Here is a 15,676-nt window from a genome sequence, read left to right as displayed (position 1 = left end):
AAGTACGGTAATCCGTGATACGGCTCGTAAACCCGTCACCGGCTGGCGAGAAAATAGCCAGCCGGAACTACCCTTGATGTACACCAACAGCAAGGAGACGGTCATGACAAATAATCCTCCCTCATCGCGCATTCAGCCTGGCGAGTATGGTTTTCCTCTTAAGCTAAAACCCCGTTATGACAACTTTATCGGCGGCGACTGGGTGGCCCCCGTCGACGGCGAATACTATTCCAACCTGACGCCCGTCACCGGGCAGCCGCTGTGTGAAATTGCCAGCTCCGGCAAGCGTGATATCGATCTGGCGCTGGATGCGGCGCATAAGGTTAAGGATAAGTGGGGGCAGACCTCTGTGCAGGATCGGGCTGCTATCCTGTTTAAAATCGCCGACCGGATGGAGCAAAACCTGGAGCTGCTGGCGACAGCGGAAACCTGGGATAACGGTAAGCCGATCCGCGAAACCATGGCGGCAGACGTTCCGCTGGCGATCGACCACTTCCGCTATTTTGCCTCCTGCATCCGCGCCCAGGAGGGCGGCATCAGCGAGGTCGACAGCGACACCGTGGCGTATCACTTCCACGAGCCGCTAGGGGTGGTGGGGCAGATCATTCCGTGGAACTTCCCGCTGCTGATGGCGAGCTGGAAAATGGCCCCCGCGCTGGCAGCGGGCAACTGCGTGGTGCTCAAGCCTGCACGCTTAACGCCGCTCTCCGTGCTATTGCTGATGGAGGTGATTGGCGATCTGTTGCCGCCGGGCGTCATCAACGTGGTCAACGGCGCAGGGGGCGAAATTGGCGAATACCTGGCGACCTCAAAACGCATCGCCAAGGTGGCCTTTACCGGGTCGACGGAAGTGGGCCAGCAGATCATGCAGTATGCGACCCAGAACATCATCCCGGTTACGCTGGAGCTGGGCGGGAAGTCGCCGAATATCTTCTTTGCCGACGTGATGGATGAGGAAGACGCCTTCTTCGATAAGGCGCTGGAGGGGTTTGCGCTGTTCGCCTTCAACCAGGGCGAAGTGTGTACCTGCCCCAGCCGGGCGCTGGTTCAGGAATCGATTTATGAGCGCTTTATGGAGCGGGCGATCCGGCGCGTAGAGTCGATTCGCAGCGGCAATCCGCTGGATAGCGTGACGCAGATGGGCGCGCAGGTTTCCCACGGGCAGCTGGAAACCATCCTTAACTACATCGATATCGGTAAAAAAGAGGGTGCCGATGTGCTGACCGGTGGCCGTCGTAAGCTTCTGGGCGGCGATCTGCAGGAGGGCTACTATCTTGAGCCAACGATCCTGTCTGGCAAGAACAGCATGCGCGTCTTCCAGGAGGAGATTTTCGGCCCGGTGCTGGCCGTGACCACCTTCAAAACCATGGAGGAGGCGCTTGAAATCGCCAACGACACCCAGTACGGCTTAGGGGCTGGTGTATGGAGCCGTAACGGTAATCTGGCCTATAAGATGGGGCGCGGCATTCAGGCGGGACGCGTGTGGACCAACTGCTATCATGCCTATCCGGCGCATGCGGCCTTCGGGGGCTATAAGCAGTCAGGCATTGGGCGGGAAACCCACAAGATGATGCTGGGACACTATCAGCAGACGAAATGCCTGCTGGTCAGTTACTCCGATAAACCGTTAGGGCTGTTCTAATCATCCTGTTCAGGCCGCCCGGGGGTGGCCTGAACCAGTTGCTGGCGCAGGCAGTCAAGAATGGCGTCCAGGACGTACTGGACGCGCCAGGGCTGGTACTCGCGCTTTTTGAAAATGGCGGTGAGATCGAGCCACCACTCGTCCTGGTGTGGAAAGCAGGGGACGAGCGTCCCTTGCGTTAACTCGCTTTTCAGGCTCACTTTCGGGGCAAAAACAATGCCCAGATTATTACGGGCCAGCTCCAGCGCGGTTTGGGTATTATCGCAAATATAATTGCCGGTGACTTTATAATCACAGATGTCGTTACTGCCAGGGACGCGGAAAGGCCAGATATTGGCCTCATTAACCATCATCGAATCGATGAGAATGCAGGAGTGATCTTTTAAATCCTGCGGGCTATTAATGGGATGTTTTTTTAAGTAATCGACCGTTGCAAACGCCGTAACAGAATACTTTCTCAACACCGTTGCCACTAAACTTTCATCTTTTGGTGGAGTGTAGGTAATTAAAATATCACAGTCGTCGGGAAAAGAGACACCCTCGGAGAATTCACTGCGCTCAAGATTATAGGTTTTCAACGAGAGGCGGATGTCGCCAATGCCTTCAATAAGGTGGATAACGTTGCGCGCCAGGTAGGTCACAATGCCCGTCGGGGCGTATATCGTCACTTTTCCTCGCTTCTCATGTTTATAATCAGCAATGAAATTAACGAGTTGGTTGTTCTTATCCAGTGACGCATTGATGTAGGGCAACAGCGCCTCGCCGAACGGCGTGAGCGCGAGCTGGCGCGTGGTGCGTTCAAACACCTTTAGACCAATGCGGTTTTCAAAATCAGAGAGATATTTGCTGACGTTGGCCTGCGCCATCCCCAGCAGAGCGGCGGCATCCCCAATGCTGCGCGTTGCGGCGATAATAGAAATTATTTTTAAATCTCGCGGCTTTAACTGCAGGTTAAGCATCTTGCGTATCCATTTATATCATTGCCGATATACTATTATATAATCAGTCGCGTTGCTTTGGTAAATTTGTAACCATTATTATGCGCCTCGCTTACCTGCGTATAAATGGATTACATGGAATGACTGTTAAATATAATTTACTGATTGCTGCCGTGTTATTTACGTCATTCTCCGCAATGGCTGGCGGTTTTTCTCTCGGGGCGGGGGCGGTATTTAATGAATCGCCTTACAAAGGGTATAACCAAAATACAACCGCCGTGCCGTTAATCAGCTATGAAGGCGATCGTTTCTACGTGCGTCAAACCACCGGTGGGTGGATTATGTGGAAGGACGACAAAAACGAACTCAGCCTCACTGCCGCCTGGATGCCCCTGCATTTTGATCCGGACGACAATGACGACCGCCAGATGAAACGCCTGGACGAGCGCAAGGCATCCGCTTTCCTGGGCGGCGCATATTATCGTCATGAGCGCTGGGGCAGCCTGAAACTGGCGCTCTCCGGCGACGCGATGGATGAAAGCGGCGGCACGATCGCCGAAATCTCGTATTTCCACCCGATTCGCATGGAACGCCTGATCCTGACCCCCTCCGTCGGCGTGTTCTACAGCGATAAAAGCTATAACGACTATTACTATGGCGTATCCGGCAGCGAGTCTCGCCGCTCAGGGCTGGATGATTACACCGCGAATGACAGCTGGACGCCATACGTTGGCCTGGCGGCGAAATATCAGCTGACAAAAAGCCTGTTCATCACGGCCAGCGCGGTATACACGGTCTTACCGGACGACGTCAAGAACAGCCCGATGATCGACCGCGACGACAGCGTCGCGCTGATGACCGGCGTGGCCTGGCGTTTTTGATGTCGAAAGCCGGGTGACGGTTTACGCCCTCTCTCGTGAGAGAGGGCAACAGGCTAGCGCGATTTAGCCTTCATCGACCCAAATCCGCATTTCCCCTTCTCCCCGGTTAGCCCAGCTAAACCACGGAATAAAGGTCAGCGTGCGTGGCTCACGATGTACCGGGGCGCGATCGTACTGCCAGAGCGCGTCTGAATTTGCCTGCGCGGCGCACCGCGCGATGCCCTCTGCCTGAATCACCATTTTATGGGCAAACATGCCTTTTCCTTCAAAAACACGGAATTCGCTGTCAGCGGGCAGGGACAGGTTGTGCAGCCCGGCGCCGTTGTCTGCTTCCTCTAGGCAATAGACCAGCGGACCGCGCTGCAACGCGACTTTACCCGCCTGCTGGCGAACCTGGGGATTACCGTACACCCGACGAACCGGCATCGGCAGCGTCAGCGTTAACACATCGCCCTCCAGCCAGCTGCGGCGCAGGTAGAGGTAGCCACGCGATACCTCACCCGTCACCGCTGCGCCGTTCAGCAATACTTCGGGGTTTTCGCACCAGTCCGGCAGCCGGAGCGCCAGCGTGTGGGTGACCGGGACGGGCGAGGCAATCTCAATGTTAACCTGCTCATGCCACGGGTAATTTCCGCTGATACGCAGCTGCAGCTGCTGGTCGCCAACCGGGACGGCGATGTCGTTTCCGACATACAGATTGATGAATAACGTTTCCGGATGAAGGGTATAGATGTAATGACCCAGCGACGTTAGCACGCGCGCAATGTTCGGCGGGCAGCAGGCACAGCCAAACCAGCGCTGGCGGACGGGTTTGACATGGTCATAAATATGGTTAAACGCCAGCGTTTTGGGATGCACTTCAAGCGGGTTCACGTAGAAAAAATGCTTACCGTCGAGCGCCATTCCGCCCAGCACCGTGTTGTATAACGCCCGCTCCATCACGTCGGCATACTGGCTGTCTGCCTCCATCTCCAGCATCCGGCGGGCAAACATCATCAGGCCGATAGAGGCGCAGCTTTCTGCATACACCGTATCGTTAGGCAGATCGTAATCGCTGCTGAAGGCCTCGCCGCTGCTTTGCGAGCCGATCCCGCCCGTGATGTACAGCTGGCGCTGGGCCATATTTCTCCACAGCCGCAGGCAATCCTGGCGTTTGCCGTCGTCGTTACTCAGGCGAGCCAGATGCGCCATGCCCGCCATCAGGTACACAAAACGCACCGCATGGCCGATAGCCGTTTGCTGTTCTGAAAGCGGCTGGTGGGCCTGGCTGTAGGCTTTGTCTTTGACCATCCAGGCCGGGCCGTAGTTATGCCAGTGCGAGGTTCTGCCGCGCTTCTCGTATTCGATATCATAGAAATGGGGTGTCGTGCCGCGCGCCTCAATAAAGTAATTCACCAGCGCCATGTAGCGCGGCTCTTGCGTGACGTCATAGAGCCGCATCAGCGCCAGCTCAATTTCCGGATGGCCAGGATAACCATGCAGCTGGTTTTCCCCTGGCCCAAAGACGCTGTCGATATGGTCCGCCAGCTTACAGACGACCTCCAGCAGGCGGCGCTTTCCGGTACCCTGAAACCAGGCCACGCCCGCTTCAATCATGTGTCCGGCGCAGTAAAGCTCGTGGCATTCGGCGAGGTTGGTCCAGCGCTCGCCGGGGGCTTTGACCGTAAAGTAGGTGTTCAGATAGCCGTCCTCGCACTGCGCCGCTGCGACAAGTTCGATCACCTCATCTGCGGTTTGTTCCAGTTCGGGATCGGGTTTTTGGCACAGCGACCACGCCACGGCCTCAAGCCATTTCGCCACGTCGCTGTCCTGAAATACCATACCGTAAAACTCCCCGTCCTCCAGACCTGCCGCAATGCGGAAGTTGGTGATGGCGTGGCTTGGCTCCGCATCCGCAACGCGGTCGTTCAGCGCATTCCACTGATACGGGATCACCACGTCGCGCACCAGCCGCTGGTACTGGCCGAGAAACGGATCGTTAATTTTCAGGTTATGCAGGTTGGCTTCCATTAGGGTCATGACATTCTCCTCAGGACGAGACGTGACGCTGGCGCAGATCGGTGGCAATGCGCGACATCATCGGGTTATTAAGCCTGCACCAGCGGATAGAGATCGCCAGCAGCAGGTGGAAAAGAGCAGGGAGCAGCGTCTCCATGGCGGTAATGCCCTGCAAAGAGGCCGGCGTCTGGTTACCCGCGCCCGGCTGGTAGGCGACTGCGATGAACACCAGGCTGATGATCCCGGCGCTGGACGCCCACGCCAGCTTGATGAAAAACAGATTGAAGGCGAAGTTCATACCTGATGAACGCACGCCGTTTTTCCACTCGCCGTAGTCATCTGCGAAGGCCATCAGGGAGAAGTGCAGTGGCAGGGTAAAGCCCAGGATCACGCCGTTGCTGAGAATGACGACCAGCCAGAGCGTTTGATGGGCCGGCCCGCCCGGCAGGAACCACATACCCAGGGCAACAGCGGCCAGCACCAGGTTGGTGTAATAGTAGAGTTTGACGGTATCAATACGCCGGGACAGCGGATTGACGATCACCGCGCCCAGGATCGCCGCAAAGGTCACCATGGTGAAAAACAGTGAGGTATAAACGGTACTTCCCTGCAAAACGTAGGTGATGAAGTACATGTATCCGCCGCCGCGAATGTTAAAGACGTTTATCAGCAGAAATGACATCACCAGCATCAGCAGTAGCTGATCGTTCTTACGCAGGCCCGCGAGATGCTCGCGTAGCGTGAATTTGCCCATCAGCGCCAGCGGCACGCGCTCTCGTACCCAGAAGAAGCAGCACAGGAACATGATCACGGCGATGGCGCACAGCACGCCGACCCCAAGCTGGTAGCCACGGGCGGTGTTACCTTGCCCCAGCTCTGCGACCAGCCACGGCAGCCCAACCGAGACCAAAAACCCCGCGACGCCGCACAACACAAAGCGCCATGACTGGCAGGCGATCACTTCGTTGTGGCGGGTGGTCATGGTGTTGATCAGCGCGCAATAGGGCACGTTGATGGCGGTATAACCTACGGACAGGAGCAGATAGGTTCCGAACGCCCAGGCGATTTTGACCCCCATGCTGGCGTCCGGAACGGTAAAGGTCAGAACGCCGATAATCCCGATGGGAACCGCCACCCACAGTTGCCAGGGACGAAAACGCCCCCAGCGGCTCTGCGTGCGGTCGGCAATAACCCCCATCACCGGATCGGAAATGGCGTCAAACACGCGCAGCGCAATAAACAGTGTCCCCACCAGCGCGGGGGTCAGGCCAAAAACGTCGGTATAGAAAAAGGTAAGAAAATTCATAATTAAGCAGGTAATCACCGTTCCGCCCGCATCGCCGAGGCCATAGCCTATTTTTTCGCGAATGGATAAACGGTCATCTCTCGCCCGCTGTGCAACATCAGACTTTGTAATCGGTGTGGAAGTCATCAGGTCACTCCTCGGTAATCGAATTTTATTATTTTTTGCAAGGTACCTCTTTTATTCTGCATTGAACGGCTATGCCAACAAGGGAAGGGAAAAGTATAAAAAGATGACGATTCCGACCTGATGATGAAAATGTGAGTTCGATCGAGCAGCGCTGGCACTATTTGTTATTATTCAATAAATAAACGCAATTAATGCGGAGATAAAAGCGGAATGGTGAATATCTATGCTTGAATTATCCATAGCGCTTCCGATTAAAGTACAAAACGGAGGGTTATTTATTTCCCGGGGCGTGGGACGCCATCCGTCGCGTAAATTAACGTCGTGGGAAATTATCTTTGTCGAAAAGGGGACATTAACGATTCAGGAAGACGACAGGGTGTTTGAGGTAAAAGCGGGCGAGAGTTTACTGCTGTGGCCGGGCCGTCGACACGTGGGGACAGAAGACTTTCCGGGAGATCTGCGCTTCTACTGGCTGCACTTTGATATTGAGCGCGTTAATGAATCCCTGCCGCAGGCGGTTCCGCTCGGAATAGAGCAATATTGCGTTGTCAGGGATCCGCAATATGTCACCGCGCTATTTCGACAATTCCTGAGCGAACAGGAAAAGTTACAGCGAAGCGTGGCGCTGGAAATCATCGTTCTGCTGATTTTACAGCAGGTCTCACTTTCCCGGGGCTACGAAGATAAAAGCGATGAAGCGAGTACGGCCATTGCGTGGAAAGCCAAACAGCTTATTCGCACGCAATTTCATTTGCCGCTTTCCACCTCGCAGCTGGCAAAAGCGTTGCACTGTAATGCCGATTATCTCGGTAGGGTATTTCGTAAAACCTTTCATTTAACCCTGACCGAGGCCATTCACCGCCAGCGCATCAGGGCAGCAGAAAAGCTGTTATTAAGCGATGCAGCGTCAATAACCGAGGTTGCCACCCGATGCGGATTTAACGACGTTGGCTATTTCCGGCAGATATTCTCTAAACATACCGGGCTGACGCCCGCCGTCTGGAAACGGCGGTACTGTAAGGAACATATTAATTCCGGGTAATTACTGGCCGTAATAGGCATTCGCACCGTGCTTGCGCAGATAATGCTTGTCGAGCAGCGCCTGCTGCATGTCCGGTAGCTGCGGTGCAAGCTGGCGCGAGAACAGGCCCATGTAGGCACACTCTTCCAGTACGACGGCATTATGTACCGCATCGGCAGCATCTTTGCCCCACGCAAACGGGCCGTGAGAGTGCACCAGTACCGCCGGAACCTGCATTGGGCTCAGGTCTCTTTCTTCAAAGGTTTTAATGATCACTTCACCCGTCTGGTACTCATATTCACCCTCAATTTCTGCCGTGGTCATCAGCCGGGTGCAGGGTATCGCGCCGTAGAAATAGTCCGCGTGGGTGGTGCCCCAGGCCGGGAGATCTAACCCTGCCTGCGACCAGATTGTGGCGTGGCGTGAGTGGGTATGGACAATGCCGCCAATCTCCGGATAACGGCGATAGAGCGCGAGGTGGGTTGGCGTGTCTGATGAGGGTTTTTTGCTGCCCTCAACCACCTGGCCCGTGGCGATATCCACGATAACCATATCTTCAGCGGTCATCACGTCGTATTCCACGCCGGAAGGCTTAATCGCCATAAGACCGCTTTCACGGTCAACGGCGCTGACGTTGCCCCAGGTAAATGTCACCAGCCGGTGGACGGGAAGCGCCAGATTGGCCGCCAGCACCTCGGCTTTGAGTTGTTCTAACATGTCATGCCTCCTTCCTGCATACGGGCTTCAATCCAGCGGCGTGCCTGGATAATCTCCAGCACCGGTTCTTTTGCTTTTTCGGTCCACATTTCAACCAGAAACGCGCCGCGATAGTTCAGCTTCTTCAGCGTGGAAAACACGCTCACGAAATCGACGCAGCCCTCGCCAAACGGTACGTCGCGGAACTGTCCGGGACTTTGTGCGGTAACGGGCTGGGTGTCTTTCAGGTGAATAGCCGCGATACGGTCAATACCCAGCGTCAGTTCGGCGGTAACGTCGTTGCCCCACGCGCTCAGGTTGCCGACGTCCGGATAGACGCTGAACCATGGGGATGCCAGCATCTCGTCCCACTTTTTCCACTTGCTGATGGAGTTCATAAAGGCGGTGTCCATGATCTCCACCGCCAGCATCACCTGCGCGGCAGCCGCCTGCTCAACGGCCCATGCCAGTCCTTCGGCAAAGCGCTGCTGCGTACCTGCATCATGCTCTTCGTAATAAACGTCGTAACCCGCCAGTTGAATGGTACGAATGCCCAAATCGCGCGCCAGCCTGATGGCTTTGGTCATGATCTCGCGGGCGCGTTCACGCACGGTTTCGTCGCGGCTGCCAAACGGAAAGCGACGATGGGCGGACAAACACATCGACGGGATCGACACGCCTGTCTCCAGCATGGCTTCGACCAGAGAGGCGCGCTGCGTAGTATTCCATTCCAGACGCGATAGTCTCTCGTCCGTCTCATCAACCGACATCTCAACAAAATCAAACCCGCAGCTTTTCGCCAGAACTAAACGTTCCGGCCAGGAGAGATCTTTCGGCAGCGCTTTTTCGTATATACCCAACGGATGCTGTCGCATGGTTACTCTCCCCAGATGTCGCGGATTTGCTGGTGGAATGCCTGTGCCACCTGCGGCGGATGTTCTGCGCCTGCCAGGGCACGCCCGGCGATAAACGCCTTAACGTTGATTGACTTAAACAGCGGCAGGTCGGCGGGGGTAATGCCGCCGGTAATCGAGAGCTGCAAACCGATATCGGAGAGGGCCTTCATTCTGGCGAGATCCGCTTCGCCCCACTGTTGCCCACTGGCCTGTGCGTCACGTCCGCGGTGATAAATCGCCTGCTTAACGCCAGCGCGGTGCCAGGCGCGGGCATCTTCCAGCGTCCAGTTGCCAAACAGTTCCATCTGGATTTCGCCGCCGCAGCGTTGAGCCACCTCATGACCTTTTTCGACGGTGGCCAGCGGTGCGGCGCAGATGATGGTCATCCAGTTGGCGCCTGCGCCGAACGCCTGTTCCGCCAGCGTCCCTCCGGCGTCGGCCACTTTCCAGTCCGCGACGATGATGTTGTCCGGGCATTGCTGACGCAGCGCACGCACCGCATTCAGCCCTTCGGTCAGACACAGAATGGTGCCCGCTTCGACGATATCGACGCAGTCCGCTAATAACGCGACGTCGCGCTGTGCAGCTGACAGTGAAGTGTGGTCGAGCGCCAGCTGAAGTAATGGTCGGCTCATAAGTCGTACTCCTTAACGCGGGCGTGATAGCCCTGTAGTGCTGATATCAGTAACTGGTAGCGGTGGTATTTACGCTGGTAGGCCGCATGCGCGTGCATATCGGGTTCGATAACCCTGCAGGCATGGGTGAGGGCGCGCTGCGCGGTGTGAAAATCGGGATAGACACCCGTTCCCACGAGTGCGGCCAGGGCCGCGCCGGAACAGCCGGTCTCCTCTACCTGCGGCAGTTCGATAGCCAGACCACTGACGTCCGCAAGCATTTGCATCCACACATCCGAATGAGCAGGGCCGCCCGTGACGCGCAATGCCCGCACCTGGGTAAAGCGCTCCAGCAACCGGTTAAGGTGAGTCATATGGCTGAACACCACGCCTTCGTAAACGGCCTGGAGAAGGTGCGCGCGAGTGTGCAGCGCCTGCATACCGTAGAACCCGCTGGTCATCTCCAGCCCGGCATTGCTGCCGTAGAGAAATGGCAAGAAGATCACCTCACTTCCGGCTTTCGGCAAGCTGGCGACGGCGCGGTTTATCTCATCAAATGACATATCGCCCCATTGCGCTGTCAGCCATTCGAGATTGCCGGAGGACGTCGGGCTGGCCTCGTGGACGATGTAATGCTGCGGGTGAACATAGCGGCCATAGACATAAGGAAATGGCTCGTTGTCGCGAATGCCGTTGGCAATACCGCTGGTGACGGCCCATGTACCCATTACGGCATTCAGGGTGTGTTCATCATGCAGCCCGGCGCAGATCGCGGTGGAAACCACATCAAACAGTCCACCAACGACGGGCGTGCCCGCCGCGAGACCGGTCAGTGCGGCTGCCTGAGCGGTGATTTCCCCGCAAATTTCTGCTGAACCGACAATGGGCGGCAGCGCGCCGTCGATTTCATCAATACCCAGCCAGCGCGTGAGCTGTGGGTCGTACCGGCCTGTCTGCATGTTGTAGAGGTTGGATTCGGAGATATTGCTCTCTTCGCAGCCTTTTACGCCCGTGAGGCACCAGCGCAAATAGTCATGTGCCATCATCACGCAGCCAATCTGTTGATACCGCTGCGGTTCGTTTTCTTTGACCCAGCGCAGAAGCGACACGGGATGCCCCGTCCACAGCGTCTGGCGCGTTTTCGGATAGAGTTTTTCGGGAATGCCGTCCTGCTGCCAGCGCTGCACAATCTCCAGGGCCCGGCGGTCGGAGGAGAGCATCGCGTTGCCGAGCGGTTTATCCCGTTTATCGAGAAGAAACAGCCCCTTGCCCTGCGCAGAAATGCCAACGCCTTTGATCTGTTCGCCGTCTACGCCTGAATTTTTCAGCAACCGGGCGACGGTTGCATGGCAGTGCTGCCAAAGCGCGTGCATATCCCGCTCGGCGTAGCCTGCATGTGGGCTGAGCGTGGCCACCGCACGGCGTTCGATACAAACTTCTCTGCCCTGGCTGTTGTACAAACCGGCTTTCAGATAAGTACCGCCACAATCGATACCCAGCCAGAAGGGTTCTTTTTCACTCATCTTTGCTTCCCTTGCTTGCCGGGTGGCGCTTCGCTTACCCGGCCTACGATTTGGTTTTTCCCCTCTCCCGGTGGGAGAAGGGGAAGGACATCAGGCCACATGCTTATGCGGGTTCACCGAGGGATGAGGCTCTGCTCCGGCATCGCATTTTGCCGGTAATAGCAGGGCCAGCAGTGCGGCCAGTGCCAGTGATACCGCCAGGCAGTAAACGCCGGCATCTTTGCTGTAGAGGGTGATCAGCACGCCGACTGCATACGGGCCGCAGAACCCACCGAGATTGCCCAGGGCGTTAATCACGCCGCGCGCGCCGCCCGCCATCTCGGCGCTGAACAAACGCGCCGGAATCGTCCAGAACACCCCTGCGGCCGATTGCAGGAAGAATCCGCAACCCACCAGCGCGGCATAGGCCAGCCAGATGTTCTCTTTTAAGGTCACCGAGAGGAACATGCAGAGCGCAAAACCAATCAGCGGCAGGGAGACGAACAGCTTGCGTTTACCGGTGCGGTCCGAGAGTGATGAGAACAGGAACATGCCTGCAATCGCGCCGACGTAAGGCAGAACGGCGAGCATCCCCACCTGACCGATGCTGGTATGCGTCAGCTCTTTCAGGATGGTGGGCAGCCAGAGGGTGTAACCGTAAATACCGGTCTGATAGAAGAAGTTCAGGGCGATCAGCTGCCACATGGTTTTGTCGGAAAGCACAGCGCTCAGTGACGCGTTTTTTACCTCTTTACCGGCAATCGCGCGCTGCTCTGCGGCCAGCGTTTGCACCAGATAGTGCTTCTCCGCTTCAGAGATCCAGCGAGCTTCCTGCGGTCGGTCGTAAACGGTGAAGGCCCACAGCATCAGCACCACTACGGACATCAGCCCTTCGATGATGAATAACCAACGCCAGTCGAGCGCGGTGATGATCCAGCCCGATAACGGTGCGGTGATGATCCCGGCGATAGGCACAAACATAATCACAATCGCATTCGCGCGACCGCGCTCGGCATCCGGGAACCAGTTGCTGATCATCGTAAGCACCACGGGCAGCATTCCGCCTTCCGCCACGCCGAGTAAGAAGCGCAGGACCAGGAGCTGGTACTGGTTCGTGACGAGGCCCGTCAGCACCGAAATAACCGCCCACGCCACGAGCGACCAGCCGATGAATTTCTTGCCACTGCCGTGAACGGCAATCTTGCCGCCCGGTACCTGGAGAAACAGGTAGCCAATAAAGAAGATGCCGCCCGCCAGGCCCGCCATCGTGGCGGAAATACCGAGTTCTTCGTCCATACCACCGGGCATAGCAAACGCAATATTTACGCGGTCCATATAGGAAATGATGCAGGCGATAAGAATAGGGGGAATGATTCTTAGCCAGCGCTGGCGCGGAATGTTCGCGTGTAGAGCATGATTAGAAATATTCATATTTAATATCTCAGTGAATGTAACCGGAATAAGTGTTTTTATTTTTATTGTGTTGCGTTATGGAGAGCGCTAATGCCGTCGCGCAATATTGCGATGCGATGGCTGACATCAGCATTAGCATTTATTTCAAGTAATTTAATACCGGAGAATTTCAGGGATGCGGCGTTCGCCGCAGTAAAAAGTGTTTTTGCATGTTCGGTGCTGAGTAAACTGTCGATGCAGAACGAAGAAAACGGCGCATGCAGATCCTGCCATTCACCATATTCCCCACGGGTGGTCGTACCCGAAAACATCAGCGCCCCCAGTTTTCCTGCCCTGAGTGCCGCCTGGACATGCTCAAGCGGAAGGGTGGTGTTGCGACCTTCGATAGCAGAACGCGCCCAGTTGATGCAGACGCTGATATTCGTTGTGCTCACCACGTCAAGCACCTGCTCTAAAGGTAAGAATCCCTTACGTGGCGCTGGGCCGGTCATGGAATCGCAGTGTTCCAGTATCAGATCGCAGGGCCAGTCCCAGCCCGCGATCTCCTTGATGGAACGGGAGAACGCCTCGGTGGCTTGCCCTACATTGTCGTTGCCCGCCTGCGGTGCCGCCTGCATTTCCAGAGCGATTACTTTTCCCGGAAAACGGGCGTTCACGGCGGTAATTTTCTGATGAAGATGGCGGTAATATTCAACGCAGGCTTTACGCTGGTCTTCGTCGGCTGACGCCAGGCCAAATGCGCCGTTGGTAGCGCGGCGACGCATGGTTTCCATCACTGCTGTCACCACCATGCGCCAGTCGCCTGGGGTGTGCCGGAATAACCATTCATCGCCAAACGGATGAAGGTTTTCAAGGCACGGTTGTTCCAGACCGCGTATATAAGGCGTGTCGGCAAGTTCCCGCCAGAAGGCTTGCTCTTGTTGTTCCCCTTTCTGGTGAAACGAGGGTGCGCAGGGGTACGCACCAATAATAAAACCGGTGTTGGTCATTTCGCGTTCCTGTATTTATCAGTAAATTACTGTAATTCGCTGACTGCTACTTTCACCACAATCTTACGAATTTCAGAACTTGTGTTCTTAATACAGGCAGGACGGTGCACATCCTGCGGAAAAAATATGGCATAGCTGCCGGGTATCATTTCGATAAACGATTCATTTTCGCTGTCGTGATAAAAAATAATATCCCGCTGTTCGAGCAGTGATTCGCTGATTTTGTTATTACCGGTATCAATGGCGATACCTATTTTCTCTTCACCCGATGCCAGAAATTGAATATCCAGATAACGACGATGTACTTCCGGGCGATTTTCATGCGGTTCCCGGGTCGTCAGGTCGAGCACCTGGGCAAAAATAGTGCGTCCATCAATTTCGACGACACCTGGCTCAAACGTGGCGAAATCGGTAGTGCGCAGGAAATTAAGTGCTTTTTCAATTGCCTGCGGCAGGCGGCACGGATTTGGCTGTGAAATATGTCCGAATATCATGGCCCCTCCTTACAGAGACTGGATTTTCGCCCACACGCTGTCGTCGATGGTGATGCCGTCCCGGCGGTTCTCCTCCAGCAGGCGCGTAAACTCATGCCCAGGCAGACGGACGGCGACGTTTTCATCGGCGCGTTCGGCGGTGGTGATGAAGTCCATAATGCGCTGCAGTTTGGCGTCACGGGTTGGGCCGTCGATCAGGCGATCTACCTCGATGGCAATGAAGATTTGCGATACGCCGTACTCATCGCTGTTGTCCTGGGTGACTTCCGCCACGGAGGAACCGTTGGAAAGCAGGGTGGCGATCATATCCAGCACGATGGAGAGGCCAGAACCTTTCCAGTAACCCATCGGCAGAATGCGGCGATTTTTCTCAATGACGCCCGGTTCACGGGTCAGGTTGCCGTCGTCGTCGAATCCACCGTCCACCGGCAGCTCGCGTCCCGCCAGGCGATTCACTTCCAGCATGCCGTAAGAGAACATCGACATTGACATGTCCACCATGGTGATGGGGTTGGACGGGATCGCCACGATCAGTGGGTTCGTGCCGATACAGCACGCTTTTGATCCCCAGGCGGGCATGACGGCAATCGAGTTGGTCCAGCAAATGCCGATATAGCCCTTCTCCGCCGCCTGCCAGCCGTAGCTGCCGCCGCGCATCCAGTGGTTTGCGTTACGCAGTGCTACCAGACCTATCCCGTGATCGGACGCCAGCTCGGTAGCACGATCCATCATTTTTTTCGCCGTCAGGTTACCGATGGCGCGTTGCGCATCCCACTGTTCAATGGCGCCCAGCGTGGTGATCCGTTTTGGCTGAGCGTCAGGAATGATGTCGCCAGCATCAAGTTGCTGAATAAAACGCGGGAAACGGTTCACACCGTGGGAATAGACGCCGGATTCCGTGGTGCGGGCGAACATCTCCGCGCAGGCATCTGCAGTGTCTGCTTGTATGCCGCGCGCGATCAGTACCCGATTGAACGCCGCTTTCAACTCATCAAAGGTCACTTTCATCCCTGTTCTCCTGTGCTTTTAAGGGGCAAGTGTGAGTGCTTTTTTATCGCTAAATTTCACTATGCGAAATCTGATTTCAAATATAGCGATCAATTTTTGTCAGATCAACGACATTCATGATTTTCAAAATCGATTAAAATCAACTGGTTGTG

14 protein-coding genes are annotated in these 15,676 nt (G+C 55.9%); 3 read left to right on the top strand and 11 right to left on the bottom strand.

Features of this window, described 5'->3' with window-relative positions:
* The first annotated feature begins 103 nt into the window (after nucleotides 1-103).
* Nucleotides 104-1,642 (top strand): aldehyde dehydrogenase AldB, encoded by a 1,539-nt coding sequence (aldB, locus tag QLG21_RS14475; RefSeq protein WP_282484670.1) that lies wholly within the window; start codon nucleotides 104-106, stop codon nucleotides 1,640-1,642.
* Here the strand turns inward: aldB and QLG21_RS14470 are convergent.
* Complete coding sequence (locus QLG21_RS14470) at nucleotides 1,639-2,601, bottom strand: LysR family transcriptional regulator (RefSeq protein WP_282484669.1); 963 nt, start codon at nucleotides 2,599-2,601, stop codon at nucleotides 1,639-1,641. The two genes, aldB and QLG21_RS14470, sit on opposite strands and share 4 nt — an antisense overlap.
* A 119-nt stretch (nucleotides 2,602-2,720) precedes the next feature.
* Between QLG21_RS14470 and QLG21_RS14465 the strand changes: the two genes are divergently transcribed.
* On the top strand, nucleotides 2,721-3,461 hold the full coding sequence (locus tag QLG21_RS14465; protein ID WP_282484668.1) for a MipA/OmpV family protein: 741 nt from the start codon (nucleotides 2,721-2,723) through the stop codon (nucleotides 3,459-3,461).
* Nucleotides 3,462-3,524: 63 nt separating this feature from the next.
* Here the strand turns inward: QLG21_RS14465 and QLG21_RS14460 are convergent, their stop codons facing one another.
* Together QLG21_RS14460 and QLG21_RS14455 are read right to left on the bottom strand one after the other, a co-directional pair.
* Nucleotides 3,525-5,480 (bottom strand): glycoside hydrolase family 127 protein, encoded by a 1,956-nt coding sequence (locus QLG21_RS14460; protein ID WP_282484667.1) that lies wholly within the window; start codon nucleotides 5,478-5,480, stop codon nucleotides 3,525-3,527.
* A 10-nt stretch (nucleotides 5,481-5,490) separates the two neighbouring features.
* Entirely contained in the window at nucleotides 5,491-6,891 is a 1,401-nt protein-coding gene (locus tag QLG21_RS14455; protein WP_137903447.1) for an MFS transporter, read from the bottom strand.
* 223 nt (nucleotides 6,892-7,114) lie between these two features.
* Between QLG21_RS14455 and QLG21_RS14450 the strand changes: the two genes are divergently transcribed.
* Complete coding sequence (locus QLG21_RS14450) at nucleotides 7,115-7,933, top strand: AraC family transcriptional regulator (protein ID WP_220710815.1); 819 nt, start codon at nucleotides 7,115-7,117, stop codon at nucleotides 7,931-7,933.
* On the opposite strand, the gene araD is transcribed toward QLG21_RS14450, so the two are convergent.
* The 8 genes from araD to yiaK form a co-directional block, all read right to left on the bottom strand.
* Complete coding sequence (araD, locus tag QLG21_RS14445) at nucleotides 7,934-8,629, bottom strand: L-ribulose-5-phosphate 4-epimerase (RefSeq protein WP_137903448.1); 696 nt, start codon at nucleotides 8,627-8,629, stop codon at nucleotides 7,934-7,936.
* Nucleotides 8,623-9,483 carry an L-ribulose-5-phosphate 3-epimerase gene (locus QLG21_RS14440; protein ID WP_282484666.1) on the bottom strand — a complete coding sequence of 287 codons (861 nt, stop codon included), beginning with the start codon at nucleotides 9,481-9,483 and terminating at the stop codon, nucleotides 8,623-8,625. The genes araD and QLG21_RS14440 overlap by 7 nt, the downstream gene beginning before the upstream one ends.
* Nucleotides 9,484-9,485: 2 nt before the next feature.
* Nucleotides 9,486-10,139 carry a 3-keto-L-gulonate-6-phosphate decarboxylase UlaD gene (ulaD, locus tag QLG21_RS14435; RefSeq protein ID WP_102891737.1) on the bottom strand — a complete coding sequence of 218 codons (654 nt, stop codon included), beginning with the start codon at nucleotides 10,137-10,139 and terminating at the stop codon, nucleotides 9,486-9,488.
* Complete coding sequence (locus QLG21_RS14430; protein WP_282484665.1) at nucleotides 10,136-11,641, bottom strand: FGGY-family carbohydrate kinase; 1,506 nt, start codon at nucleotides 11,639-11,641, stop codon at nucleotides 10,136-10,138. Before QLG21_RS14430 ends, ulaD begins: the two co-directional genes overlap by 4 nt.
* Before the next feature lie 90 nt (nucleotides 11,642-11,731).
* Nucleotides 11,732-13,051, bottom strand: coding sequence for an MFS transporter (locus tag QLG21_RS14425; protein WP_282484664.1), 1,320 nt, complete (start codon nucleotides 13,049-13,051; stop codon nucleotides 11,732-11,734).
* 44 nt (nucleotides 13,052-13,095) lie between these two features.
* Nucleotides 13,096-14,022 (bottom strand): DUF4862 family protein, encoded by a 927-nt coding sequence (locus QLG21_RS14420; RefSeq protein WP_282484663.1) that lies wholly within the window; start codon nucleotides 14,020-14,022, stop codon nucleotides 13,096-13,098.
* 26 nt (nucleotides 14,023-14,048) lie between these two features.
* On the bottom strand, nucleotides 14,049-14,516 hold the full coding sequence (locus QLG21_RS14415) for a YhcH/YjgK/YiaL family protein (protein WP_282484662.1): 468 nt from the start codon (nucleotides 14,514-14,516) through the stop codon (nucleotides 14,049-14,051).
* Between the two features lie 9 nt (nucleotides 14,517-14,525).
* Complete coding sequence (gene yiaK / locus QLG21_RS14410) at nucleotides 14,526-15,524, bottom strand: 3-dehydro-L-gulonate 2-dehydrogenase (protein ID WP_088209028.1); 999 nt, start codon at nucleotides 15,522-15,524, stop codon at nucleotides 14,526-14,528.
* Nucleotides 15,525-15,676 lie beyond the last annotated feature (152 nt).

The organism is Enterobacter sp. V87_3 (genome assembly GCF_029967835.1).
In the GTDB taxonomy this organism is placed as follows: domain Bacteria; phylum Pseudomonadota; class Gammaproteobacteria; order Enterobacterales; family Enterobacteriaceae; genus Enterobacter; species Enterobacter cancerogenus.
Note: the sequence above shows the minus strand (reverse complement) of the source record. Positions and strands in the feature narration are given on the sequence as shown.

What these genes read in the sequence shown, in the direction of transcription:
- aldB (WP_282484670.1), top strand. Translation starts at nt 104, where the DNA reads ATGACAAATAATCCTCCCTCATCGCGCATTCAGCCTGGCGAGTATGGT.
- QLG21_RS14470 (WP_282484669.1), bottom strand. Translation starts at nt 2,601, where the DNA reads ATGCTTAACCTGCAGTTAAAGCCGCGAGATTTAAAAATAATTTCTATT.
- QLG21_RS14465 (WP_282484668.1), top strand. Translation starts at nt 2,721, where the DNA reads ATGACTGTTAAATATAATTTACTGATTGCTGCCGTGTTATTTACGTCA.
- QLG21_RS14460 (WP_282484667.1), bottom strand. Translation starts at nt 5,480, where the DNA reads ATGACCCTAATGGAAGCCAACCTGCATAACCTGAAAATTAACGATCCG.
- QLG21_RS14455 (WP_137903447.1), bottom strand. Translation starts at nt 6,891, where the DNA reads ATGACTTCCACACCGATTACAAAGTCTGATGTTGCACAGCGGGCGAGA.
- QLG21_RS14450 (WP_220710815.1), top strand. Translation starts at nt 7,115, where the DNA reads ATGCTTGAATTATCCATAGCGCTTCCGATTAAAGTACAAAACGGAGGG.
- araD (WP_137903448.1), bottom strand. Translation starts at nt 8,629, where the DNA reads ATGTTAGAACAACTCAAAGCCGAGGTGCTGGCGGCCAATCTGGCGCTT.
- QLG21_RS14440 (WP_282484666.1), bottom strand. Translation starts at nt 9,483, where the DNA reads ATGCGACAGCATCCGTTGGGTATATACGAAAAAGCGCTGCCGAAAGAT.
- ulaD (WP_102891737.1), bottom strand. Translation starts at nt 10,139, where the DNA reads ATGAGCCGACCATTACTTCAGCTGGCGCTCGACCACACTTCACTGTCA.
- QLG21_RS14430 (WP_282484665.1), bottom strand. Translation starts at nt 11,641, where the DNA reads ATGAGTGAAAAAGAACCCTTCTGGCTGGGTATCGATTGTGGCGGTACT.
- QLG21_RS14425 (WP_282484664.1), bottom strand. Translation starts at nt 13,051, where the DNA reads ATGAATATTTCTAATCATGCTCTACACGCGAACATTCCGCGCCAGCGC.
- QLG21_RS14420 (WP_282484663.1), bottom strand. Translation starts at nt 14,022, where the DNA reads ATGACCAACACCGGTTTTATTATTGGTGCGTACCCCTGCGCACCCTCG.
- QLG21_RS14415 (WP_282484662.1), bottom strand. Translation starts at nt 14,516, where the DNA reads ATGATATTCGGACATATTTCACAGCCAAATCCGTGCCGCCTGCCGCAG.
- yiaK (WP_088209028.1), bottom strand. Translation starts at nt 15,524, where the DNA reads ATGAAAGTGACCTTTGATGAGTTGAAAGCGGCGTTCAATCGGGTACTG.